Origin of the sequence: Streptomyces sp. NBC_00285, assembly GCF_036174265.1 — a bacterium.
Classification (GTDB): Bacteria; Actinomycetota; Actinomycetes; order Streptomycetales; family Streptomycetaceae; genus Streptomyces.
The window spans coordinates 4,907,637-4,929,863 of record NZ_CP108055.1 but is presented as its reverse complement, the minus strand read 5'-3'; the positions used below and the strand labels follow the sequence as shown (position 1 = coordinate 4,929,863).

Annotated in this window: 21 protein-coding genes and 2 pseudogenes; 12 read left to right on the top strand and 11 right to left on the bottom strand. The window is 68.9% G+C overall.

What is annotated here, in order from left to right; genetic code table 11:
- The first annotated feature begins 20 nt into the window (after positions 1-20).
- Positions 21-1,295 (top strand): MFS transporter, encoded by a 1,275-nt coding sequence (locus OHT57_RS22595; RefSeq protein ID WP_328748298.1) that lies wholly within the window; start codon positions 21-23, stop codon positions 1,293-1,295.
- 3 nt (positions 1,296-1,298) lie between these two features.
- Here OHT57_RS22595 and OHT57_RS22590 read toward each other — a convergent pair whose 3' ends face one another.
- Positions 1,299-1,829 (bottom strand): GNAT family N-acetyltransferase, encoded by a 531-nt coding sequence (locus OHT57_RS22590; RefSeq protein WP_328748297.1) that lies wholly within the window; start codon positions 1,827-1,829, stop codon positions 1,299-1,301.
- Positions 1,830-1,855: 26 nt separating this feature from the next.
- On the opposite strand from OHT57_RS22590, the gene thpR reads away from it, so the two are divergent.
- Positions 1,856-2,428, top strand: a complete 573-nt coding sequence (gene thpR, locus OHT57_RS22585) for an RNA 2',3'-cyclic phosphodiesterase (protein WP_328748296.1) — start codon at positions 1,856-1,858, stop codon at positions 2,426-2,428.
- A gap of 227 nt (positions 2,429-2,655) precedes the next feature.
- Here the strand turns inward: thpR and OHT57_RS22580 are convergent, their stop codons facing one another.
- Entirely contained in the window at positions 2,656-3,648 is a 993-nt protein-coding gene (locus tag OHT57_RS22580; protein ID WP_328748295.1) for an aldo/keto reductase, read from the bottom strand.
- A 142-nt stretch (positions 3,649-3,790) separates the two neighbouring features.
- Between OHT57_RS22580 and OHT57_RS22575 the strand changes: the two genes are divergently transcribed.
- On the top strand, positions 3,791-5,383 hold the full coding sequence (locus tag OHT57_RS22575) for an amidase (protein WP_328753288.1): 1,593 nt from the start codon (positions 3,791-3,793) through the stop codon (positions 5,381-5,383).
- A 261-nt stretch (positions 5,384-5,644) separates the two neighbouring features.
- Here the strand turns inward: OHT57_RS22575 and OHT57_RS22565 are convergent, their stop codons facing one another.
- The 3 genes from OHT57_RS22565 to OHT57_RS22555 all read right to left on the bottom strand — a co-directional run bounded on the left by OHT57_RS22565 (position 5,645) and on the right by OHT57_RS22555 (position 8,081).
- Complete coding sequence (locus OHT57_RS22565) at positions 5,645-6,280, bottom strand: maltokinase N-terminal cap-like domain-containing protein (protein ID WP_328748294.1); 636 nt, start codon at positions 6,278-6,280, stop codon at positions 5,645-5,647.
- Positions 6,281-6,411: 131 nt separating this feature from the next.
- On the bottom strand, positions 6,412-7,329 hold the full coding sequence (locus OHT57_RS22560) for an NADP-dependent oxidoreductase (RefSeq protein WP_328753287.1): 918 nt from the start codon (positions 7,327-7,329) through the stop codon (positions 6,412-6,414).
- A gap of 71 nt (positions 7,330-7,400) precedes the next feature.
- Positions 7,401-8,081 (bottom strand): GDSL-type esterase/lipase family protein, encoded by a 681-nt coding sequence (locus OHT57_RS22555; RefSeq protein ID WP_328748293.1) that lies wholly within the window; start codon positions 8,079-8,081, stop codon positions 7,401-7,403.
- Positions 8,082-8,547: 466 nt separating this feature from the next.
- Here OHT57_RS22555 and OHT57_RS22550 point away from each other — a divergent pair, with 466 nt between their 5' ends.
- The 3 genes from OHT57_RS22550 to OHT57_RS22540 all read left to right on the top strand — a co-directional run bounded on the left by OHT57_RS22550 (position 8,548) and on the right by OHT57_RS22540 (position 12,161).
- Positions 8,548-9,546, top strand: a complete 999-nt coding sequence (locus tag OHT57_RS22550) for a WD40 repeat domain-containing protein (protein ID WP_328748292.1) — start codon at positions 8,548-8,550, stop codon at positions 9,544-9,546.
- A gap of 181 nt (positions 9,547-9,727) precedes the next feature.
- Positions 9,728-11,251 carry a cellulase family glycosylhydrolase gene (locus tag OHT57_RS22545; protein WP_328748291.1) on the top strand — a complete coding sequence of 508 codons (1,524 nt, stop codon included), beginning with the start codon at positions 9,728-9,730 and terminating at the stop codon, positions 11,249-11,251.
- A gap of 238 nt (positions 11,252-11,489) precedes the next feature.
- Positions 11,490-12,161, top strand: a complete 672-nt coding sequence (locus OHT57_RS22540; protein WP_443053627.1) for a Type 1 glutamine amidotransferase-like domain-containing protein — start codon at positions 11,490-11,492, stop codon at positions 12,159-12,161.
- 284 nt (positions 12,162-12,445) lie between these two features.
- Here OHT57_RS22540 and OHT57_RS22535 read toward each other — a convergent pair whose 3' ends face one another.
- Positions 12,446-12,862 (bottom strand): ATP-binding protein, encoded by a 417-nt coding sequence (locus OHT57_RS22535; RefSeq protein ID WP_328748289.1) that lies wholly within the window; start codon positions 12,860-12,862, stop codon positions 12,446-12,448.
- 136 nt (positions 12,863-12,998) lie between these two features.
- Between OHT57_RS22535 and OHT57_RS22530 the strand changes: the two genes are divergently transcribed.
- The 5 genes and pseudogenes from OHT57_RS22530 to OHT57_RS22510 all read left to right on the top strand — a co-directional run bounded on the left by OHT57_RS22530 (position 12,999) and on the right by OHT57_RS22510 (position 15,640).
- Entirely contained in the window at positions 12,999-13,862 is an 864-nt protein-coding gene (locus tag OHT57_RS22530; protein ID WP_328748288.1) for a helix-turn-helix domain-containing protein, read from the top strand.
- A gap of 1 nt (position 13,863) precedes the next feature.
- Positions 13,864-14,043, top strand: coding sequence for a DUF397 domain-containing protein (locus OHT57_RS22525; RefSeq protein ID WP_328748287.1), 180 nt, complete (start codon positions 13,864-13,866; stop codon positions 14,041-14,043).
- A 152-nt stretch (positions 14,044-14,195) separates the two neighbouring features.
- Positions 14,196-14,465: pseudogene (locus OHT57_RS22520) on the top strand (IS5/IS1182 family transposase); the annotation flags it as partial.
- Positions 14,466-14,494: 29 nt separating this feature from the next.
- Positions 14,495-15,019 carry an AAA family ATPase gene (locus OHT57_RS22515; RefSeq protein WP_328748286.1) on the top strand — a complete coding sequence of 175 codons (525 nt, stop codon included), beginning with the start codon at positions 14,495-14,497 and terminating at the stop codon, positions 15,017-15,019.
- A 237-nt stretch (positions 15,020-15,256) separates the two neighbouring features.
- Positions 15,257-15,640: a hypothetical protein gene (locus OHT57_RS22510; protein ID WP_328748285.1), complete on the top strand. Its 384-nt coding sequence runs from the start codon at positions 15,257-15,259 to the stop codon at positions 15,638-15,640.
- Positions 15,641-17,076: 1,436 nt separating this feature from the next.
- Here OHT57_RS22510 and OHT57_RS22505 read toward each other — a convergent pair.
- From OHT57_RS22505 to OHT57_RS22495, 3 genes and pseudogenes are all read right to left on the bottom strand, one after another.
- Positions 17,077-17,328, bottom strand: a complete 252-nt coding sequence (locus tag OHT57_RS22505) for a hypothetical protein (protein WP_328748284.1) — start codon at positions 17,326-17,328, stop codon at positions 17,077-17,079.
- Positions 17,325-17,619 (bottom strand): annotated as a pseudogene (locus OHT57_RS22500) (DUF6247 family protein). The gene OHT57_RS22505 and the pseudogene OHT57_RS22500 overlap by 4 nt, the downstream one beginning before the upstream one ends.
- Positions 17,620-17,720: 101 nt before the next feature.
- Positions 17,721-18,224 (bottom strand): NUDIX domain-containing protein, encoded by a 504-nt coding sequence (locus OHT57_RS22495; RefSeq protein ID WP_443053473.1) that lies wholly within the window; start codon positions 18,222-18,224, stop codon positions 17,721-17,723.
- 585 nt (positions 18,225-18,809) lie between these two features.
- Here OHT57_RS22495 and OHT57_RS22490 point away from each other — a divergent pair.
- Entirely contained in the window at positions 18,810-20,423 is a 1,614-nt protein-coding gene (locus OHT57_RS22490; RefSeq protein ID WP_328748283.1) for an alpha/beta hydrolase, read from the top strand.
- A gap of 183 nt (positions 20,424-20,606) precedes the next feature.
- On the opposite strand, the gene OHT57_RS22485 is transcribed toward OHT57_RS22490, so the two are convergent.
- Together OHT57_RS22485 and serC are read right to left on the bottom strand one after the other, a co-directional pair.
- The gene (locus OHT57_RS22485; RefSeq protein WP_328748282.1) at positions 20,607-20,900 is read right to left on the bottom strand and encodes a DUF1330 domain-containing protein; all 294 of its coding nucleotides are present in this window, start codon (positions 20,898-20,900) and stop codon (positions 20,607-20,609) included.
- 146 nt (positions 20,901-21,046) lie between these two features.
- On the bottom strand, positions 21,047-22,165 hold the full coding sequence (serC, locus tag OHT57_RS22480; protein WP_328748281.1) for a phosphoserine transaminase: 1,119 nt from the start codon (positions 22,163-22,165) through the stop codon (positions 21,047-21,049).
- Positions 22,166-22,227 lie beyond the last annotated feature (62 nt).

Here is a 22,227-nt window from a genome sequence, read left to right as displayed (position 1 = left end):
CGGACCCTCCCGAGTCCTCCATGTTCAGCTCGCTGAAGGTCAGGAACTACCGCCTGTTCTTCGTCGGCCAGGTCGTCTCCAACATCGGCACCTGGATGCAGCGCATCGCCCAGGACTGGCTGGTGCTCAGCATCACCGGCTCTGCCACCGCCGTCGGCGTCACCACGGCCCTGCAGTTCCTGCCGATGCTGCTCTTCGGCCTCTACGGCGGTGTCCTCGTCGACCGGCTGTCCAAGCGCCGCGCGCTGCTGTTCACCCAGTCCGCGATGGGCGCCACCGGTCTCGTGCTCGCCGCCCTCACCCTGACCGGCCACGTCCAGGTCTGGCACGTCTACCTCGCCGCCTTCGCCGCCGGTCTCGCGACCGTCGTCGACAACCCGGCCCGCCAGACCTTCGTCTCCGAGATGGTCGGCCCCGACCAGCTCCAGAACGCGGTCAGCCTGAACTCCGCGAACTTCCAGTCGGCCCGCCTGATCGGCCCCGCCGTCGCAGGCGTCATGATCACCGGCGTCGGCACCGGCTGGGCGTTCCTCTTCAACGGCCTGTCCTTCGTCGCCCCGCTCGTCGGCCTGCTGATGATGCGGACCCGCGAACTGCACGTCGTCGAGCGCGCCCCGCGCGGCAAGGGACAGCTCCGGGAAGGCCTGCACTACGTGGCCGGGCGGCCCGATCTGATCTGGACCATCGTCCTGGTCGGCTTCGTCTCCACCTTCGGCTTCAACTTCCCCGTCTTCCTCTCGGCCTTCGCCGACGACGTCTTCCACTCCGGCGCGGGCTCCTACAGCCTCTTCAACACCCTGATGGCCGTCGGCTCGCTGGCCGGCGCCCTGCTCGCGGCCCGCCGCGGCACCGCCAGGATGCGGGTGCTCGTCGTGGGCGCGGTGGCCTTCGGCGCGCTGGAGATCGTGGCCGCGACCGCCCCCTCGCTGTGGCTGTTCGCGCTGCTCATGGTCCCGATCGGCATGTTCGGCATGACGGTCAACGTCACCGCCAACAGCAGCGTCCAGCTGAGCACCGACCCGGCCATGCGGGGCCGCGTGATGGCCCTGTACATGATGGTGTTCATGGGCGGAGCGCCCGTCGGCGCACCGATCGCCGGCTGGGTCACCGACGCGTACGGCGTCCGCGCCGGCCTCGCGTCGGGCGGCGCGATCTCCGCGGCGGCGGCCGTGACCATCGGCCTGGTCCTGGCCCGGATTGGCAACCTCCGCCTGTCGATGGGCTGGAACCACGGCCACCCGCACGTCCGCCTCGAACCACGAGAGACCCAGGAACAGCTGGCCGCGGCCGCGTAGGTCCTACGGCAGCACCCGCATGGCCAGTACCTGGCCCGGCCAGTCGCCCTTCACCCCGGCGGTGTACGTCGCCGTCGGAGTGAAGCCGTTGGCCTCGTAGTAGGCGACCAGCTTGCGGTCGCCGCCCGCGTAGCAGTCCACCCGCAGCAGGGCGACGCCCGCGCGCCGGGTCTCCTCCGCGGCGTGCGCGAGGAGGGCGCCGCCCACGCCGTGGCCCTTGAAGCGGCGGTCGGAGGCGAGCCAGTGGATGTACCGCTCGGGTTCGCCCGGCGGCGGGAGATGAGCGAGATAGGCGCCGGGCGAGTCGGTGATCGTGAGGGTCGCGGCCGGTACGCCGTCGGCTTCGGCGATGAACACGCTGCCCTCGTCGATGTACCGGGCGACGGACTCCACCGTCCTCGGGCTCGCGGACAGCGGCTCGGTGCCCCACTGGCCGGGACGCCCCTGTGCGACCAGCCATCGCACACAGCTGTCGAGCATGCCGAGGATCACGGGTATGTCGCCGGGACCGCCGTCCCTGATGCTGATCTTCATGCCCTCATGGTGACAGGCTGACCTCCATGAGACTCTTCGCCGCGGTGCTGCCTCCGCAGGACGTGTCCGACGAACTGGCGCTGAAAGTAGCTGAGTTGAGGCAGCTCCCCGGAGCGTCCGAGCTGCGCTGGACCGGCGTACCCGGCTGGCACTTCACCCTCGCCTTCTACGGCGAGGTCGACGAGGACCTCGTACCGGAGCTGTCGGTGCGGCTGGAGCGGGCGGCCCGGCGTACGCCGTCCTTCCCGCTGGCCGTGCGCGGCGGTGGGCAGTTCGGGCACGGGCGGGCGGTGTGGGCGGGGGCCCAGGGTGATCTGCCCGCGCTGCGGCTGCTCGCCGAGCGGGCCGAGGCGGCGGGGCGGAAGGCCGGGGTGGAGATGGGGGAGCACCGGCGGTACAAGGCCCATCTGACGGTGGCCCGCAGCCGGGAGGCCGTGGAGGTGGGGCCGTATCTGGAGGTGCTCGACGGGTTCACCAGCCGGACCTGGGAGGTGCGGGAGCTGACACTGGTCCGGAGCAACCTGCCGAAGTCCGGGGTGCCGGGAGAACAGCCCCGCTACGAGGTGGTCGGCCGTTGGGTGCTGGGCGGGGCCGGTTAGGCTCGAAGCGTGGACCCGAAGACCCGGAACCGGATCATGGCCGGTGTGCTCGTGATGATGTTCGTCGTTGTGGCGATGGCCGCGGCCCTTGGCAGGTAGGGGAACCGCCTGCGTGACGGGCCCCGCCTGCGGGGCGGACGGTGACGTCGCGTGGGTGGCCGTCGTGGACGATCTGGCCCCGCGGGGCGGAGGTCCGTGTCGACTCCGCCCCGTGCCCCCGAGGGGGCCTACCAGGCGAAGGCTTCCGGGGACGGGCCCGGGCCCGGGAAGATCTCGTCCAGGCCCGCCAGGAGTTCCTCGCTCAGTTCCAGCTCGACGGCCCTGATCGCCGACTCCAGCTGCTCCGCCGTGCGGGGGCCGACGATCGGGCCCGTGACGCCGGGGCGGGTCAGCAGCCAGGCCAGGGCCGCTTCCCCGGGCTCCAGGCCGTGCTTCTCCAGCAGGTCCTCGTACGACTGGATCTGGGCGCGCTTGGCCGGGTCGGCGAGGGTGTCGGCGGCTCGGCCGGAGGCGCGGCGGCCGCCCTTGGCCTCCTTCTTGATGACCCCGCCGAGGAGACCGCCGTGCAGCGGCGACCAGGGGATCACACCGAGGCCGTACTCCTGGGCGGCCGGGATGACCTCCATCTCGGCGCGCCGCTCGGCGAGGTTGTAGAGGCACTGCTCGCTGACGAGCCCGATGGTGCCGCCCCGCCGCGCAGCGATCTCGTTGGCCTGCGCGATCTTGTAGCCGGGGAAGTTGGAGGACCCGACGTACAGGATCTTGCCCTGCTGGACGAGGGTGTCGATCGCCTGCCAGATCTCCTCGAAGGGGGTGGCGCGGTCGACGTGGTGGAACTGGTAGATGTCGATGTAGTCGGTCTGGAGCCGCTTGAGCGACGCGTCGACGGCACGGCGGATGTTGAGCGCGGAGAGCTTGTCGTGGTTGGGCCAGGCGTCGCCGTCCGCGGCCATGTTGCCGTAGACCTTGGTGGCGAGGACGGTCCGGTCGCGGTTCGCGGCGCTCTTCGCGAACCAGTTGCCGATGATCTCCTCGGTACGGCCCTTGTTCTCGCCCCAGCCGTACACGTTGGCCGTGTCGAAGTAGTTGATGCCCGCGTCGAGTGCCGAGTCCATGATCGTGTGCGAGTCGGGCTCGTCGGTCTGCGGGCCGAAGTTCATGGTGCCGAGGACGAGTCGGCTGACCTTGAGTCCGGTGCGTCCGAGCTGCGTGTACTTCATGGTGGTCCAGCCAACGCCTTGGAGTGGACTCCAGGCAAGGGCGGGTCCAGGGGGGACTGCTCCCCTGCGGAATCGGGGGACAGCCGGAGGGAGTTGTGACGGTTTCGTCTCTAGCGTTCAGTGCATGACACGTACGGCACGTATGGAGGAACCCCGCGCCACCCGACGGAGCGTACTGGCGCTCGGCACCGCGGCCGCGGCCACGCCCTTGCTGGGGGCGGCCCCGGCTCGGGCCGACACCGCGGGTGGGGAGTTCGACGAGCTCGGCGTCACCGAACTGCGCGCACTCATGGATCAAGGACGGCTCGACGCGGAACGGCTCACCCGGTACTACCTGGAGCGGATCGAACGCATCGACCCCCTCCTGCACGCGGTGATCGAGGTCAACCCCGACGCACTGCGGGAGGCGCGGCGGCTCGACGCGGGCGGGCGCCCCCGCGGCCCGCTGCACGGCATGCCCGTCCTGCTGAAGGACCTGGTCGAGACCGCCGACCGGATGCACACCACGGCCGGCTCCCTCGCCCTGGAAGGGCTCCGGCCCGCGCGGGACGCCACGGTCGCCGCCCGGCTCCGGGCCGCCGGTGCCGTCATTCTCGGCAAGACCAACCTCAGCGAGTGGGCGGGCGGCCTGTCGCTCACCCACCACGCCGGGTGGAGCGCGCGCGGCGGCCAGACCCGCAACCCGTACAAGCTCGACCGGTCACCCAACGAGTCCAGCTCCGGCACCGGCGCAGCCGTCGCGGCCAACCTGTGCGTCGCCGGCATCGGCACCGAGACCAACGGCTCGATCATCGACCCGTCGTCGGCGAACTGTCTCGTCGGCGTCAAACCGACCGTCGGACTGGTCGGCCGGGGCGGGGTGATCCCCGGTGTGCCGAGCCAGGACAGCGTCGGCCCGATGGCACGCACCGTCCGGGACGCGGCGATCATGCTCGGCACGCTGGTCGGGGTCGACGGGAGGGACCCGGCGACGACGGCGAGCCGGGGACACTTCCACCGCGACTACACCCGCTTCCTGGACGCGGACGGGCTGCGCGGTGCCCGTATCGGCGTCCCGCGGACCGTGTACTACGGGTACGACCACCACGCCGACGAGATCGCTGAACGGGCGATCGCCGTGCTCCGCGCGGCCGGAGCGGTGATCGTCGACCCTGCCGACATCCCCACGGCCGAGCAACTGGAGGACCTGCCCGGCTCGATGATCGTCCAGGCCTACGAGTTCAAGCGCGCCCTGAACACCTACCTGGCCGCGGCCGGCGGTGAACACCCGCGCGACCTCGCCGAGTTGATCGCCTTCAACCGTGCGCACGCCGACCGTGAACTGCGGTACGTACGGCAGGACGGGCTGGAGACGGTCGAGAAGCTGGACTTCTCTGAACGGGAGTACCGGGAGGCGCTGGCCGCCAACCACCGGCTCTCCCGCACCGAGGGCATCGACGCGGTGCTGCGCCGGCACCGCCTGGACGCCCTCGTCATGCCGACGACAGGCCCGCCGGCCAAGATCGACCTGATCCGGGGGGACATGTACGGCGGCGGCGCGTCGACGCCCGCGGCCCTGGCCGGGTATCCCGCGGTGAGCGTGCCGGCGGGGTTCGCGTTCGGACTGCCGGTGGGGCTGACGTTCATGGGGACGGCGTGGAGCGAACCGGTGCTGCTGCGCCTCGCGTACGCGTACGAGCGGGCAAGCCGGATCCGGCGGACGCCGACCTACCGGAAGCCGGACGTGGGGTTCTGACGCCTGGCCTGCTCGGGTGCGGGGTCAGCGTCGCGCGGGCCGGTCGGGAGGCGGGCGTGGGGTTCTGGCGCCTGGGCTGCTCGGGTCCGGACGTCAGCGCCTCGCGAGAGTGAAGGGACCGTCGGTCATCGTCCGGGGCGGGCCGCCCGGACCTCGCGGTGGACCGCCCACACGTCCGCCACCGGGCCCACGTGGCCGTGCTTGTCGGGGTTGATCACCGTGCGGATCGTCCGGACGCGGCTGTCGAGGACATCGCCCGTCTCAGGGAGTGCGCAGACTCGCGAACACGGCACGCCCACGGGTGCCGTCCGGTGCCGCCCAGGCACCGGAGACATGGCCGACCGCGCCCTCGGGTGCCGAGGGCCGTAGGACCCGGTGGAAGCGGAGGACCGTCCCGTCCGGGAGGGGCAGCTCGGTGCCGTCCTGGTCCTCGGTGACCTCGACGGGACCGTCCGGTACGAGGAGGCCGTCGCCGGCGTAGGAGTGGGTGACCTCGTGGTCGAGGGTGTCGCTGAGGCTCTGCGCCTGGGCGTGGACGCGGCCCTCGAACAGGGCGAGGAGCCCGGCACGCAGGACCGGGTCGTGGACGCCGTCGTAGGCCCAGCGCGGACCCAGCACGCCGTGTTCCATGGTGCCGACGAGGGCGTGATCCGCGCCGGGGAGCGGCGCGGCGCGGTAGGTGAGCGGGACCAGATAGGAAACGGGTTCGGGGCCGCAGGCGTCGACGGCCACCATGAACTCGATCCCGACCTCGCCCGCCGGATCGTCCAGCCGGAATCCGCCGGCCCGGGTCAACTCCGGTGCGCCGGTGCCGACGTACCACAGGCGGGTGGGCAGCCAGGTGGTGAGCAGGTCCAACTTGGTGGGCTTCAGAGTGGTGTTGTGGATGATCGCCATACAGCGGATTCTGTCAGCCGGCCGCGGGGGAACTCGTCGGATGTGACGGTGAGACCGAGGGGAGTGGTGGTCATGTCGGCCTCGGCGCCGAACTCGATGTCCTTGCACTGCCACAGCCCCGTGCGACCGAACTACGGCCGGAGCACGATCTTGCCGTGGGTGTGTCCGCGCTCCAGGTCGCGGAACGCGTCCTGTACCTGCTCCAGCGGGTAGACGCGGGCGATCGGCACCGTGAGGTCCCCGCGCGCGGCGAGCCGGGCGAGTTCACCGAGTACGACCGCGCACGCCGCCGAACCCTCCCCGTAGGTGCGGGCGCCGACCCTGGCCGCGGTCCGCCAGTCGCGGATCGTGTTGATCCGCCCGGGCCGCACGCCCAACTCGACCGCCAGCTCCACGTATCCGTCGCCGAACGTGTCGATGAACGCGTCGACGCCCCCGCCGGCGGCCTCCCGGATCCGCTCGGCCACGCCCTCCCCGTAGGCGACCGGGACGACACCGTGCTCCTTCAGCCAGGTGTGGTTCCGCTCGCCCGCCAGCCCGATCACCGTGGCGCCGCGCCGCCGCGCGAGCTGCACGGCCAGCGATCCGACGCCGCCCGCCGCACCGGACACCACGACCGTGTCCCCCGGCACGGGGTCCACGGCGAACACGGTCGCGTACGCGGTCGTACCGGCCACGTACAGGGAACCGGCCGCCTCCCAGGACAGCCCGTCCGGACGGTGGACCACGTTCACGTCGTCGACCGCGACGAACTCCGCGTGGCTCGCCCTGGTGTGGGTGTAGCCCAGCACCTCGTCGCCCACCGCGAACCCGCGCACCTGAGGGCCCGTCTCCACCACCACACCGGCCAGATCACTGCCCTGCCCGGAGGGGAACGTCGCCGGCCAGCGGTCGTGCCGCGCGCCCTCGCGGATCATCACCTCGCCGGGCTGGATCCCGGCCGCGCGGACCTCGACCAGCACCTGCCCGGGCCCGGGCGACGGCCGCGCCGACTCCTCCACCCGCAGCACGTCGATCCCGCCGTACTCGTGGAACCGGACCGCCTTCATCGCGTGATCACCGCGCTTTCTCACGGGGACAGGCCGGCGCGTTCAACGGCCCCGGGGCGGGCCGGTATTCCCTAGCCGGCCGCCTTGTACGGCTTGCCCAGGTCCCACGCCTGGTGCATCGCCTCCGCGAAGGCCGCCGCGATCCTGTGCTCGCCGCTCGCGTTCGGGTGGGTGCCGTCGTAGGTGTCGTGGTTGCTGTCCCACGACGGTGGGAGCGAGGCCGGCAGCAGGGGGGAGCGGGGCTCGTCGAGGTCGGCGATCGCCTTGGCCAGGAGTTCGTTGAACCGGGTGAGCTCGGCGGCGAAGGCCGTGTCCGACTCCGTCCGGACGTTCGGGATCACCGGGAGAACGACCATGCGGATGCGGGGGTTCGCGAGGCGGGCCTCCGCGACGAAGGCCCGTGCGTTCTCCGCCGTTTGTTCCGCGTTCGTGTAGAACCCCAGGTCGATCAGGCCGAGGGAGACCAGCAGGACGTTCGCCTTGTGCGCCCGCACCGCCTCGCCGATCAGCGGGACCATGTGCAGCCAGCCCTCGCCCCAGCCGGCCAGATGGGTCCGCGGGAAGTCCGGGTCGGCGTACTCGTACGACGTGGGGGCGTCGGCGGCCTTGTCGTACAGCGTCTCGCGCGGGCCCACGAGGGCGAACGGGCCGCCGTACGTGTCGCGCAGGTGCTGCCACATCCGGTACCGCCAGGTGTGCTCGCCCGCGCTGCCGATGGTCATGGAGTCGCCGACGGGCATGAATCGCAGCATGCGCTCATCATCGGTGATTCTTACCGGCGGGTAACGGGTCTCGCGCATCTCGGCCCTGTGAAGATGGCCACGCGTCACGCCGGCAACGGGCCGCGCGCACCGGTTCGGGTGGCCCGGCTCGACCGGTTCACCCGGCTTGGTTCGACCGGCCCGGTGCACCCGGCTCGGCTGGACCGGCCCGGTGCACCCGGCTTGGTTCGACCGGTTCACCCGGCCCGGCGCATCCGGCTCGGCTGGACCGGCCCGGTGCACCCGGCTCGGCTCGATCGGCTCTGCGGACGTGCCTGGCCTGCACCGGCTTCGCCAGCCTGGACCGCCCGCACCCGCACCCGCACCCGCTTCGGCCTCGCCAACCTGCAGCGGCCCGCACTGGTTCCGTCGGCCGTACGGGTTCGACCGGTTCACCCGGCCCCACCGCCCCGCCCCGCCCGCCCCGCCCGGCGGAGCCGGATGGCAGGCTTGGGACATGCGTCGACCCTTCGCCCTCCTCGCCGGGATTCTTCTCGCGGGCGCCTGCGTCCTGCCCGCCGCCGTGCCCGCCGCTGCCGACGACGGCGACGGGAAGGGGGACAAGGGGTTCACCATCAGCGACCCCCGGATCACCGAATCCAGCGGGCTCGCCGCCTCCCGTCAGCATCCCGGCATCTACTGGACCCACAACGACCAGGACACCGGCGCCTACCTCTACGCCGTCGACAGCGCCACCGGCAAGACCGTCGCCAGGATCACCATGACCGGCGTGGGCACCCCGCGTGACGTCGAGGCCATCTCCATCGGGCCCGACAACCAGATCTGGGTCGGCGACATCGGCGACAACGACGGGGTCACCTGGCCGTACGTGTGGGTCTACAAGCTGCCCGAGCCGAAGGTCCTCAAGGACCAGTCCGTCAAGGCCACGCAGTACGTCGTGAAGTACTCCGACGGTTCCCGGGACGCCGAGTCCATGGTCGTCCACCCGAAGACCGGGCGCCTGTACATCATCGACAAGCAGGAGGACGGCGGGCATCTGTACGAGGGGCCCGCGAAGCTCTCCTCCTCCGGCACGAACCTCTTCAAGCCCGTCAAGGCGGTCGACCTGTGGGCCACCGACGCCGCGTTCTCGCCCGACGGTCGACAGCTCGTCGTACGCGGGTACTTCGGCGGTATCTGGTACGACTGGAACGGCGGCGACATCAAGCGCAAGGGCCGGCTCAGCGTGCCCCTCGGGCAGGGCGAGTCCGTCTCCTACTCGGTCGACGGGACCAAGATCCTGCTCGGCATGGAGGGCACGGCCAGCGAAGTGGAGGCGCAGGACGCACCCGGTGACGGCGCATCCAAGTCCCCCTCGGGGAGCGGGAGTTCATCGGCCTCCGGAAGCGAGGGCGGCAAAGCCTCCGACAGCAACCTGAAGGTCGGCGCGCTGGCCGTAGCGGTCGTGGTCGTCGGCTTCTTCGGACTCCGGCGGCTGTTCCGGCGTTCTTCCTGAGAGTTGACCGGCTGAGAGTCGACCGGCTGAGAGTCGACCGGCTGAGAGTCGTCCGGCGACGAACAAGGTGACGCCGGATGTCTTGACGTGTTCATGCGATCTGTCTTCCATGGGGAGTGCAGGGTGGTGGGAGCGCTCCCACTGAGTTCCGGGCCCGCGCCTCCGAGAGGAAGCAGCGAACATGTTCCGCAGTTTGCGAAGAGCGCTGTGCGCGGTGGCCGCGGCACTTCTGTTGCCGCTGGGTGCGCAGGCCCACGCTGCCGAGGGCGGGGCCGAGGCCGCGGCCGACGCCGGCGCCGGTTACTGGCACACCAGCGGCCGTCAGATCCTGGACGCGTCCGGGCAGCCGGTCCGGATCGCCGGGATCAACTGGTTCGGCTTCGAGACCGGCAACTACGTCGTCCACGGTCTCTGGTCCCGCGACTACAAGTCCATGATCGACCAGATGAAGTCGCTGGGCTACAACACGATCCGCATCCCCTACAGCGACGACATCTTCAAGTCGGGGACCGTCCCCAACAGCATCGACTTCTCCAGCGGCAAGAACGCCGACCTCCAGGGCCTCAACTCCCTGGGCGTACTGGACAAACTCGTGTCCTACGCCGGCCGGGACGGCCTCAAGGTCATCCTCGACCGGCACCGTCCCGACTCCGGCGGCCAGTCGGCGCTCTGGTACACGGCCGCGGTCCCGGAGGCGACGTGGATCGCCAACCTCAAGGCACTGGCGACGCGTTACAAGGGCCAGGACACGGTCGTGGGCATCGACCTGCACAACGAGCCCCACGATCCGGCCTGTTGGGGCTGCGGGGACGCTTCCTTGGACTGGCGCCTCGCGGCCCAGCGGGCGGGCAACGCGGTACTGGGGATCAACCCGGACCTGCTGATCTTCGTCGAGGGCGTGCAGACCTTCAACGGCGTCTCCGGCTGGTGGGGTGGCAACCTCATGGGGGTCGCCCAGTACCCGGTGCAGCTGAGTGTGGCGAACCGGGTCGTCTACTCCGCCCACGACTACGCGACGAGCGTGGCCCAACAGAGCTGGTTCAGCGACCCGACGTTCCCCGCCAACATGCCGGGGATCTGGGACAAGTACTGGGGCTACATCTTCAAGCAGAACATCGCCCCGGTGTGGGTGGGCGAGTTCGGCACCACCCTCCAGTCGACCGTGGACCAGAAGTGGCTGGCGGCACTGGTCTCGTATCTGCGGCCGACATCGACGTACGGCGCCGACTCCTTCCACTGGACCTTCTGGTCGTGGAATCCCAACTCCGGTGACACCGGCGGGATTCTCAAGGACGACTGGCAGACCGTGGACACCGTGAAGGACGGGTACCTGGCGAGCGTGAAGGCGCCGGGCTTCCCGCCTTCGGGCGGCGGGAGCGGCCCCGGCGACCCGGGCGGGGGCACGGCGGCCTGCACGGCCTCCTACTCCGTCAGCAGCGACTGGGGCGGCGGCTTCAACGCCGAGGTGAAGGTGGCCAACTCGGGCTCGACGGCGCTGTCCTCCTGGAAGGTGACCTGGACCTGGCCGGGCTCGCAGAAGGTCACCTCCATGTGGAACGCGTCGTACACCCAGACCGGCTCGACGGTGACCGCGGTGAACGCCTCGCACAACGGGACCGTCGCGGTGGGCGGTTCGGCGAGCTTCGGGTTCGGGGGAGCGCCGGGGGGTGGTGGGGTGCCGGCGGTGAGCTGTACAGCGGCGTAAGAGAGGTCCTCAACTGAACTGATTCGGCGGGGTGTTCACCGGTCCGGATGATCGGCTGGCCGTGTGGTCGCCGGACGCGTGTTCACTGACGGTGGTCAGTGCCGAAGAACTGTTCGCCGAGGAGTGGCCGAAGGCAAGATGAAGGGGCGCCCGGTTTCGCCGGGCGCCCCTCGTCGTCGTATCGCGGGAAACGACACTTCCGGCCCGGGATCAACTCATCATTGCTCGGAAGGACATGATGAAGCTTCTCCTCACCGACTCCGGTGTCAAAAACGCGAGCATCCAGGATGCGCTGGTCGACCTCCTCGGCAGGCCGATCGCCGAGTCCAGCGCCCTGTGCATCCCCACCGCTGGGTACGGGGCCCCCGACGCCGATCCGGGCGGGCCGTGGCGATTCGTCAGCGGACAATCCCACTGCCCCATGACCGGGTTGGGCTGGAAGTCGGTGGGCGTTCTGGAACTCACCGCGCTGCCCAGCATCGATAAGGCGCACTGGGTCTCCTGGGTCCGGGAGGCGGACGTACTGCTGGTCAATGGCGGTGACGCGCTGTACCTGTGCCACTGGATGCGGGAGTCCGGGCTCGCTGAGCTCCTGCCGTCGCTGCCCGACACGGTCTATGTGGGATTCAGCGCCGGGAGCACGGTGATGACCCCGCGCATCGGGGAGGACTTCGTGGGCTGGAAGCCGTCCACCGGTGGTGACAGCGCGCTGGGCCTGGTTGACTTCTCGATCTTCCCGCACCTGGATCATCCGGCTTGTCCGGAGAACACCATGGCCGACGCGGAACGATGGGCGGCCGAGATCGGTGGTCCGGCGTACGCGATCGACGATCAGACCGCCATCAAGGTGGTGGACGGCGCTGTCGACGTGATCTCGGAGGGCCACTGGAAGGTGTTCGACCCGGCGTAGTGAAGCGTGGAAGTTCCGTCACGTACCGGCGTACCGGGTTGTCCGACGTCGACCACAGGGGTGTCCGGGGGAGTGCCGGGGCGTGCCAGCAGTTCTCTTCCCGGAGTACCGGCAGACGGTGGCCGGTCGCGGCGGAGCGTTTCGACCAGCGGCGCCAGCGGGCTTCGTACGGGTCCGGTAGCCGCCATACGTAGGGGTCGGGTACGCGTACGTCCTGTGCGAGGTGCCGGTAGTCCGGTGCGGGGATCTCGCTGCGAGTCCGGCTGAACAAGCGGGTCATCGCGTCATAGAGCCGCCGGACCATGTGTCCCCTCCGGGAGCGCGAACCTCGCCCACACGCATTTCGTGTGGCGCAGCCGCCCATGTCCCCAGCCGTGCGCCAGCCGGCCGACCAGCGTGAGCCCGCGGCCGCCTTCTTCGTCCGGCCCGCCGTCACGGAGTTCGGGGAGCCGGTCCCGGTCGGGGTCGTGGACCTCCAGGAACAGGTAGGGCTCCCGGATCACGAGCGTGATCCTCACCTCGGCGCAGGTCACCCGGCAGTGGGTCACGGCGTTGGTCACGAGTTCGTTCGCCGACAGGGCGATGTCATCGGCGAGTTGGGCGGTGATCCCCCAGTCCGCGAGGGTCTTGATGACGCGGTGGCGGGCGTCGGGGACGTGCCTTCTGTGTTTGGGGATGCGGAAGGTCTCGGTTGCGGGCATGGCTGGAAGCTACGACCACATCTCAAGTGCGCACAACCACAATGACTGAATGCATTCACTCATGTCCCTCGATCGAGTGATGGGGCCTTATGGTCGGCGATCGGTGTGGCATGGTTGCGCCGAGAAGGGGGGTTCCATGCCCACAGGTGCACGGCCGACGGTACGGAGCAGGCGCCTGGGCGCGGCGCTCCGGCAGTACCGGCACGCTGCCAAGTTCGACCAGCCGCAGGCCGCTGAAGTGATCGCATCAAGTCAGGCCAGGATCAGCCGTATTGAGAGCGGGCACATGACGGCCCGCGTCATCGAGGTGAGGCTGCTGCTGGACGCGTACGACGTCCGGGATCCGGAAGTCCGCGCGAAGCTGGAGGACTTGGCCAAGCACTCCAAGAAGCGGGGCTGGTGGCTGGAGCATGCGGAGCACTTGCGGCCGGACTACGTCGATCACATCGCGCTGGAGGACGACGCGACCTACATCCGCCAGTGGCAACCAGTGCTGGTACCCGGGCTGTTGCAGACCCCGGCTTACGCGGAAGCCGTCATCGCGGCAGGCACCGACTACGTCGCGCCGGAGTTCATCGCCCAGTTGGTGAAGGTGCGGGAGGGGCGGCAGGCGAAGATCGAGGAGGGCGGGGCGTCGTACACCGCGATCTTCTGGGAGGCCGCCATCGCTCACCCACTGGTGGGGGCCGAGATCCACCGGGAGCAGTTGGCCGCGATCCTGGAAGCCTCGAAGAGGAAGAACGTCACCGTGCAGGTGCTGCCGTTCAGTGCGGTCGCGCTGGCCGCTGCGATTCCGGCCTTCTCTTCCTTCAGCTTCGACTCGGAGCCCGCGGTCGAAGCCGTGACCATCGAGAACTTGCGAGGCACGTCGATCCTTGAAGCGGCTGAGGATCTTGCCGCTTACGGCAACGCGTACGACGTACTACGATCGGCAGCGTTGGCGCCGGACGCGAGCGCGAAGCTCATCCGGGACGTACTGAGGAACGCTAAGGAGCCCTGACGTGACCGAGGTTGTGGGCCCCTTCTGGAAGTCGTCGTACTCCGGACAGCAGGGTGACTGCGTCGAGGTCGCCCCCACCGCCCCCGCCGGCCGAGCCGTCCGCGACAGCAAGCGCCCCACCGGGCCCCTCCTCACCTTCTCCCGCGAGAGCTGGGGCGCGTTCCTACGGCAGTTCGGGTAGGCGTCAGCGGCCGTCGGTCCCGGATGATCACGGCTTGGGTGGGTCTGGGCGCGGCACGTGGATGACCACTGGGATCGTGAGAGCCCCTACCGCGAAAACGTCTCGGCAGCACCGCCCTGGCCCAGCTGCTCATCCCGCCGGTGAGTTGTGTCCGTGTCGCCCGGCTGGACCGTGGGCGCCTATGGACTCGGCCCGACCATCTCGGCGGAGGCAAGGGATACTCCGTCAGCCGCAACCGCCCATACCTGCGACGACGCCAGATCAAGTACACGATCCCCGAGCCGAAGAACCCGCGGGCCAACCGCCACCGCCGCGGCAGCAAGGGTGGCCGGCCCATCGGCTTGGACAAGACGATCTGTAACGCCCATGTCTTCCACGGCACCGTCACCATGGCTTCGATCCACATGTGGCTCAAGCCGTGATCACTAGGCCTCCGTGACAGGATCTGGGCGTGACGACGTTGTTCCTGACGGTTGGCCTGCCCGGGGCCGGAAAGACCACGAGAGCTCGACAGTTGGCCAAGAAGCACAACGCGTTGAGGCTGACACCGGATGAGTGGATGCTTCCGCTGTTCGGCGATCCGCAGCCTGATGGGAAGCGCGATGTGTTGGAAGGGCGGCTGCTCTGGCTGGGTCTGGAGGCACTGAAGGTCGGAACGAACGTGGTCCTGGATTTCGGATGTTGGTCTCGTGACGAGAGGTCCGCGATCCGCTGGTTGGTGATGTCTGTGGGCGCGTTCTGTCACCTTGTGTATGTGCCGGTTGACCATGAGACCCAACGTGCTCGGATCGCCCATCGACAGTCGACCACCCCTGCTCAGACCTTCGTGATGAGCGAGACGGACCTCGTGCACTGGAGGTCGCTGTTCGAGGAGCCCGACGCGGCGGAACTCGATGGCCATGAGGTAGGAGGTCCGCCTCCTGGGTGGTCAGGATGGCTGGAGTGGGCCACCGACCGGTGGCCATCGCTCGTGTGACTGTCCGGTCAACCTGGGTGCCAACCAGTAACGCAGCCGGGTCGAACGTCGGCCACCATGTCGCGGTGCGGGAGCTCCAGGAGCCGGTCCAGGGTGAAGGCGCTGGGGAGATGGGCTGTGAGCCTTATAGGTGAGAAAGGGCTGTGAAGTGGCGGAGCGTCTCTACGATCCTCGCCATGAGTAGCGAGACGGTCACCGTCCAGGTGAATCCGGAAGCTGGCGCAGGGCGGCGACTACGTGCGCCAGGCGGTACAGCTGGAGGGTTCGGCGGAGGGCACGATCGTGAAGGCTGCGGTGATCGCTGAGCGGGTCCGTGGGACCAGCTGGGAGGCCATCGGCGAAGCAACCCGCATGGACGCGGCGCAGGCGGAGGAGAAGTGGGGAGGCAGCGAAGCGCGGTGGCGCCGTGCCAGCCGAGCCGACGATCTCTATCGGAAGAAGCCTGGAACGTACGCAGCGTCGGCTGACCGGTACCTCACCACCGACAAGCCCTACCAGCTCAACGCAGGCCGTCCGCTGTCTGCCTCGCTGGACGCGGCCGCGCATCTCACCGGCCGCGACGTCGTCGCGGCGGACCGTGCGTTCGCCGGCACCCCGTCCTGCACGCACTGCTCCCGCTGAGTCCTCAGGACGCTGGAAGCGCCTCGCCCCGGAGAGCTGCAATACCGGGGCGAGGCGTTGCCATGGGCGTCCGAGCCAGAAGATGTCCACGACCTACAGGCCGCCCGGCAAATCGGCTATCTGGCAGCCGGTGATGAGCTGTCCGGCGAGGCGGAGTGGACAACTCATCACCGGGCCAGCCGAGGTACCTGGTGGTCCTGCCTGGCTCAGTTCTTTCAGCGCCGGGGCAGGGCAACACTCGCCGCTGCGGTAAGGCCGGATACACCGATTGCGGAAGCTGTCGTGAAGACGGCCGGCTCCCTCGGCAGAAGGACCGTCATGACAACGGCTGCGGTGAGAGCGGCAACTGCGAGCCCGAGAGCGATGACCACCGGGATCCAGTGAGGCGCTCCGCGAACGTTCGGTTCCGGATCGGAAGAAATGTCGGTCACGAGTTTTCCTTCGGCTCAGAGGTGTGCACTTCCCGATGCGCTGGCAGACAAAGGCCGAGTGGTAGCAGCACTCGCGTGTTGCCCTTGTTGAATTCAGCGAAGGCGAAGCGTGTTACTTAAGCCGGGTTGTGCCCCTGATGGGCAGGGTGGAAACCAACCAGCGCCATCTCCACCCATCTCTGAAGTAGGCGCGGTCTTGGGCAAGTTGGCTGTCAACTCGATATCTCCAGTCACTTCCAGAAGCTGGAGATCGATAGGGCATCACCAGTCTCGTAAGCGACAGCAGAAGCAGCCATTCGATGCAGCTTCTCGCCATCTTTGGGCAGTTCATTGGAAGGTGGTTATGGATCCCTTCTGGCACGGGAAAAGAATAGCCAGTTGGTCGCCAACTTCAACTAGTGGATATTCTGCAGATTTAGGCGTTCACGCAGGTCAGATAGCTCTCCGCCTCTCGATCGGGGTATGCGTTGACGGGGCGGGTCGACGATCTCCCGTGCATCAACCGGCAACGGTCGCACCCTGTTCTGTGCGGGGGTGGCGCGCTATATGGCAACCCATCAGTATCACCAGTCCCAGCGAGTGGTACTGGTTCAGCATGAAACGTACGGCCTGTCACTGTGTCTGAGCTGCAGAAACCCCACGCATCGAACGCTAAAACTTCGATCCATCTATGGGGAGTTGTTGGGACTCTGTTTATGAGTAGCTCCCAAGTGGGAACAACACTGCTAGAGTTGGTTGCCAACTTGGTAGTCATGGTGGAAGTTTTGCTTCCGGCGACGAATGGGGCTCAGAGGTGTGCCTGTTCCGCTCTGTAGTAGCAGCAGAGCGGCGGAGTCGAGCAGACCATGCAGTGGAAGTACGGCGCCAGCGGCATCACCGGCTTCCTGCTGCTCACCGCGGTATCAAGACCAGCAATTGCCTCCGCACCCTTCGGGGTGTGGAGGCAGCTCATTTGCCGTAGCGCGCTCTGACCAGCATGTTGTTCGTATGGCTGGGTCAGCCGAGTCAGACGATGTTCAGGACGGTCAAACGGCGCAGAGGCCGGTTCACCCAGTAGGTGAGAGACATCTGGCTGACGGACGCGTAGCGCACATCCTCGCCTTCGATGCCGTCGGCGTTCCACTGCCCAAAACCCCACGGGTCGCCGGCGGCGGCGTCCAGGACGTCCCACACGGTGTCTTCGACGTGCTCGGGCAGGGTGTCGAGAACCTTCGCGGCCGACGCGGAGAAGCGGACCGAGTAGGGCTGTCCGGTCACCGGCGCCTTCCCCGCAGCTCCGCCATGTCGATGAACTCGCTGTCGTCGTAGCCGGAGGCGACGAACGCGTCGACCGCCGGGGCGTGGGCGAGGCGGCCCTGCCAGTCCTGGACGACCGGCGAGGGAAAACGTCCGACGCGACTCTTCCAGCGCCGCCGTCCACTCCTGCTCGAAGGCCGGCACCCACTGAGCGGCACGCCGGTCGGCGCGCAGCTGCGCGAGAAGTTCGGCCGGAGCGCCCGGGGCAGGGGCGTACGGCGGGATGGGTGCGTGGTCGGGCTGCGCGCTCATCGGGTCCTCCCGGCGGGTCGTACCTTTACGGCAGTGGTCGGGCGGGTCTCTGTGATGCGCTGCGGCGAAATCGGCAGACAGGGTGTCAGTGCCGGGACGTATCAGGACTGCGCGGTCCGGAATGCGAGATACCGGCTGAAGGCTTCGTGGCTGTCGGGGGTGAAGCGCCAGTCCAGCAGGGCCGACCGCAGTTCCGGCTCGGTCAGCCAGCCATGCCAGGCGACCTCGTCAGGATCGGGAACCACGGTGTCCGGTAGCACGGCTTCGTGCACGCCGAGCCAGTGAGGGCTCAAACCGCTGCGGTTGAGGAACGTGAACAGCAAGCGCGGCAGCACGCGAGTGCCCAGCTCTTCGGCCAGCTCCCGCGCGGCGGCCTGTTCATAGGACTCGCCGACATCCACGGCGCCACCGACCACGACCTCGTAGAGCCCGGGGAAGCGCGACAACTGCTCCGACCGCCGGTGGACGAGGATCCGCCCACGCTCATCACGGCACACCGTCACGGCGACCCGGTGCAGCCAACCCTCCCGGATGGCCTGCCGGCGGCTGACCGTCACCCCCAGCACGCGGTCTTGACCGTCGACTCGCTCCACCAGTTCGTCCACGACGCACACCTTGGCAGAGCCCACTGACAACACCGCTTCCCGGAGCCGTGTGGAGGGCGTTTCGAGAGCGAGCGGATTGCTGTGGGGGGAGGTCCTGCCGAGGCGGAGGCCGGCGAGTGAGGACTCTTGTGTGCGGGATTCGTACGCTCTCCGGAGCAACAGGGTCGCCGCTGTGTATCGGAGCGGCCAGCTGAAGCGTTCATTGGCCACCCGTGCCCAGTCACAGGGCGCCGCACCCTTTTGCAAGCGCCTGCTTGCAAAAGGTGCGGGATTCTGCCAGGGCGCGTTGAACATGCGCGGCCGCGCTGAGTCCGTCAGGTCAGCGCTCGGTGTGGGCTCCCCCTGTGTGCAGGCCGCACAGGATGACCTGTCGGGACAGCTCTGCCAATCGCTGTCCCTGGCGGCAGCCACGACGGGCGGGGTGGGTCGGGGCCCTGGGGAGGGAGTGGGTCAAGTGCCGTCAGATCAAAGGAGTTTCAAATCTTTCGCTCAGATGATTCTCGTCTGTGGGTTTTTTCGGCAGGATCCGGTCAGGTCCGTGAAGTCTTCGGTCCTTTCCTACCTCCCCCAAGTTGAGAGAACTTCATGAGAAGAAGCGCAGTCGTACTGTGCGGCGCGACCGTCGTCCTGGCCGGGACGCTCACCGCCGTCCCCGCCGAGGCCGGCACCTCGCTCTCCGCGGCCACCGCCCAGGCGGCGGCCAAGGTCAGCTGGAAGAAGTGCGGCACGGAGGACACCCCGACCCTGCAGTGCGGGTCGGTGAAGGTGCCGCTCGACTACGCCAAGCCGAAGGGGCGGAAGATAACCCTGGCCCTGTCCCGGGTCCCGCACACCGCCAAGAAGTACCAGGGCCCGCTGCTGGTCAACCCCGGCGGCCCCGGCGGCAGCGGTCTCGGCCTCGCCGAATTCGTCGCGGGCGCGCTGCCCAAGGCGGTCGCGTCCCAGTACGACGTCATCGGCTTCGACCCGCGCGGCGTGGGCGACAGCAAGCCCGCCCTGGACTGCAAGCCGGGCTACTTCAACCCGGTGCGCCCGGACTCCGTGCCGAGCACCCCCGCGATCGAGAAGGCCAACCTGGATCGCGCCAAGTCCTTCGCCGCCGCCTGCGGCCGCAAGTACGCGGACCTCCTGCCGTACATCAACACGATCAACGCCGTGAAGGACATGGACTCGATCCGCAAGTCCCTCGGCGCCAAGAAGATCAACTACTTCGGCTACTCGTACGGCACCTACCTGGGCCAGGTCTACGCCAAGCTCTTCCCGGGCCAGGTGCGCCGCCTGGTGCTGGACTCGATCGTCGACCCCGACGGGGTCTGGTACGACGCCAACATCGCGCAGGACTACGCCTTCGACGCCCGGCAGAAGGCGTTCATGGCGTGGATCGCCAAGTACGACTCCACCTACAAGCTCGGTACCGACCCGGCCAAGGTCGGGGCCAAGTGGTACGCGATGCGGGCAGCCCTCGCCAAGACCCCGGCCGGCGGCAAGGTGGGCGCCTCCGAGCTGGAGGACACCTTCATCCCCGGCGGCTACTACAACGGCTACTGGCCCTCCCTCGCCAAGGCGTTCGCCGCCTACGTCAACGACAAGAACGCCACCCCGCTCGTCAAGGCGTACGAGGGCATGGCGGCCATCGACGCCTCCGGCGACAACGGCTACAGCGTCTACTCCGCCGTGCAGTGCCGTGACGCCGCCTGGCCGCGCGACTGGAACCAGTGGCGCAAGGACAACTGGGCCGTGTACGAGAAGGCCCCGTTCATGGCCTGGAACAACGCCTGGTACAACGCGCCGTGCGCGTACTGGCCCACCAAGCAGCTGAAGCCGATCAGCATCGCCAACAGCAAGCTCCCGCCGGTGCTGCTGTTCCAGGCGACGAACGACGCGGCCACCCCCTACCAGGGCGGCGTCGCCGTCCACCGGCTGCTCAAGCACTCCAGCCTGGTGGTCGAGCAGGGCGGCGGCAACCACGGCATCTCGCTGAGCGGCAACGCCTGCCTGGACAAGTACCTGGTGAAGTACCTGACCGACGGCACGGTGCCGCGCGGCCACGGCACGGCCGACGCGGTCTGCAAGAAGACCGCCGACCCGGTTCCGTCGGCACCCCAGTCGGCGAAGGCGGCCCTCAGCGGCACCTCCGCCCCGGCCCCGGCCGTCTCCGGCGGCACCACCCTGCACGGAATCCTCGGCTTCCGAGGCTGACACCCACCCGAGCAGACGTATGAGAGGGCGCCCGGCACCGCCGCCGGGCGCCCTCACTGTCGTACGAATGGCGCCACTCCGGACTCACTCGTCTCGGCGAGGCCGGAGAACGTACGGCGCTGTTTCCACCCCTCGCCGGCGGCAGTCGAGTTGAACTTCGGTGGAGATCCGACCGGACCTCGGTCAGTCGGTGCCTTCGACGATGCGGAAGTCGCGCTCGACGCCGTCGGAGAGGGCGGCCAGCGCCTCCTGGTAGGCCGCGCTCTCGCGTACCGCGACGGCCTGCTCGAAGCTGTCGAACTCGACCAGGACGGTGCGCTCGGCGATTCCGGCGTCATGCGCCACGACCCGACCGCCACGGACGAAGGTCCGACCACCCCCGGCCTCGACGGCCAGGCGGGCCAGCTTGTTGTAGGCAGCCAGCTTCTCCGGGTCTGAAACGGTGCGGTAGACGCTGACCCAGTAGCCCTTGGGCATGGAACCTCCAGTGGTGGGATGAGTGCATCTGACTTACGGGTTGGTCTCGGACGGGCGTCGGCGGGGAAGAAGCGGCCGGTGCCGACGCGAGAAGGGGCGCCCGGTGTTCGCCGGGCGCCCCTTCGTCGTCGTAGCTGAAGCGGGTGCTACAGCTTCTCGATCACGTAGTCCACGCACGCCGTCAGTGCCTCGACGTCCGCCGGGTCGATCGCCGGGAACATCGCGACGCGGAGCTGGTTGCGGCCGAGCTTGCGGTAGGGCTCGGTGTCCACGATGCCGTTGGCGCGCAGGACCTTGGCGACGGCCGCGGCGTCGATCTCGTCCGAGAAGTCGATCGTGCCGATGACCTGGGAGCGCTTGGCCGGGTCCGTGACGAACGGGGACGCGTGCTTGGACTCCTCCGCCCAGGTGTACAGGCGGGTCGAGGAGTCCTTCGTGCGGGCCGTGGACCAGGCGAGGCCGCCCTGGCCGTTGATCCACTCCAGCTGCTCGTTGAGGAGGAACAGGGTCGAGAGGGCCGGGGTGTTGTACGTCTGGTTCTTGCGGGAGTTGTCGATCGCCGTGGGCAGCGAGAAGAACTCCGGGACGTGGCGGCCGGACGCGTGGATCCGCTCCGCGCGCTCGATGGCGGCCGGGGAGAACACGCCGATCCACAGGCCGCCGTCGGAGGCGAAGGACTTCTGCGGGGCGAAGTAGTAGACGTCGGTCTCGGCGATGTCGACCGGGAGGCCGCCGGCGCCGGAGGTGGCGTCGACCAGGACCAGCGACCCGGCGTCCGCACCCGCGACACGCTTCAGCGGGGCCGCGACACCGGTGGACGTCTCGTTGTGCGTGAACGCGTACACGTCGATGCCGGCCTCGGCCTGCGGCTCCGGGTGCGTGCCGGGGTCGGAGGAGATCACGGTCGGCTCGCCCAGCCAGGGGGCCAGCTTGGAGGCCTTCGCGAACTTCGACGAGAACTCGCCGAAGGTCAGGTGCTGCGACTTGTTCTCGATCAGGCCGTGCGTCGCGACGTCCCAGAACGCGGTCGAGCCGCCGTTGCCGAGGACGACCTCGTATCCCTCGGGGAGGGAGAACAGCTCGGAGACGCCCTCGCGCACCTTGCCGACCAGGTTCTTCACGGGAGCCTGGCGGTGGGAGGTGCCGAGGAGGGACGTACCGGTCGCGGCGAGGGCGTCGAGCGCCTCGACCCGCACCTTGGAGGGGCCAGCGCCGAAACGACCGTCGGCGGGCTTGATGTCAGCGGGAATCCGGATCTCAGCCACGGGGGGAGCGTAGCCGTTGGGGGAAACCTGGTCGAAACGTGGTCCGTCGGGTGAGACAGGCG

Coding starts and splice junctions, on each gene's coding strand:
- thpR (WP_328748296.1), top strand. CDS start 1,856: ATGAGACTCTTCGCCGCGGTGCTGCCTCCGCAGGACGTGTCCGACGAA.
- OHT57_RS22545 (WP_328748291.1), top strand. CDS start 9,728: ATGTTCCGCAGTTTGCGAAGAGCGCTGTGCGCGGTGGCCGCGGCACTT.
- OHT57_RS22580 (WP_328748295.1), bottom strand. CDS start 3,648: ATGAAGTACACGCAGCTCGGACGCACCGGACTCAAGGTCAGCCGACTC.
- OHT57_RS22540 (WP_443053627.1), top strand. CDS start 11,490: ATGAAGCTTCTCCTCACCGACTCCGGTGTCAAAAACGCGAGCATCCAG.
- OHT57_RS22555 (WP_328748293.1), bottom strand. CDS start 8,081: ATGCTGCGATTCATGCCCGTCGGCGACTCCATGACCATCGGCAGCGCG.
- OHT57_RS22530 (WP_328748288.1), top strand. CDS start 12,999: ATGCCCACAGGTGCACGGCCGACGGTACGGAGCAGGCGCCTGGGCGCG.
- OHT57_RS22485 (WP_328748282.1), bottom strand. CDS start 20,900: ATGCCCAAGGGCTACTGGGTCAGCGTCTACCGCACCGTTTCAGACCCG.
- OHT57_RS22535 (WP_328748289.1), bottom strand. CDS start 12,862: ATGCCCGCAACCGAGACCTTCCGCATCCCCAAACACAGAAGGCACGTC.
- OHT57_RS22490 (WP_328748283.1), top strand. CDS start 18,810: ATGAGAAGAAGCGCAGTCGTACTGTGCGGCGCGACCGTCGTCCTGGCC.
- OHT57_RS22575 (WP_328753288.1), top strand. CDS start 3,791: ATGGAGGAACCCCGCGCCACCCGACGGAGCGTACTGGCGCTCGGCACC.
- OHT57_RS22590 (WP_328748297.1), bottom strand. CDS start 1,829: ATGAAGATCAGCATCAGGGACGGCGGTCCCGGCGACATACCCGTGATC.
- OHT57_RS22595 (WP_328748298.1), top strand. CDS start 21: ATGTTCAGCTCGCTGAAGGTCAGGAACTACCGCCTGTTCTTCGTCGGC.
- OHT57_RS22565 (WP_328748294.1), bottom strand. CDS start 6,280: ATGGCGATCATCCACAACACCACTCTGAAGCCCACCAAGTTGGACCTG.
- OHT57_RS22550 (WP_328748292.1), top strand. CDS start 8,548: ATGCGTCGACCCTTCGCCCTCCTCGCCGGGATTCTTCTCGCGGGCGCC.
- OHT57_RS22560 (WP_328753287.1), bottom strand. CDS start 7,329: ATGAAGGCGGTCCGGTTCCACGAGTACGGCGGGATCGACGTGCTGCGG.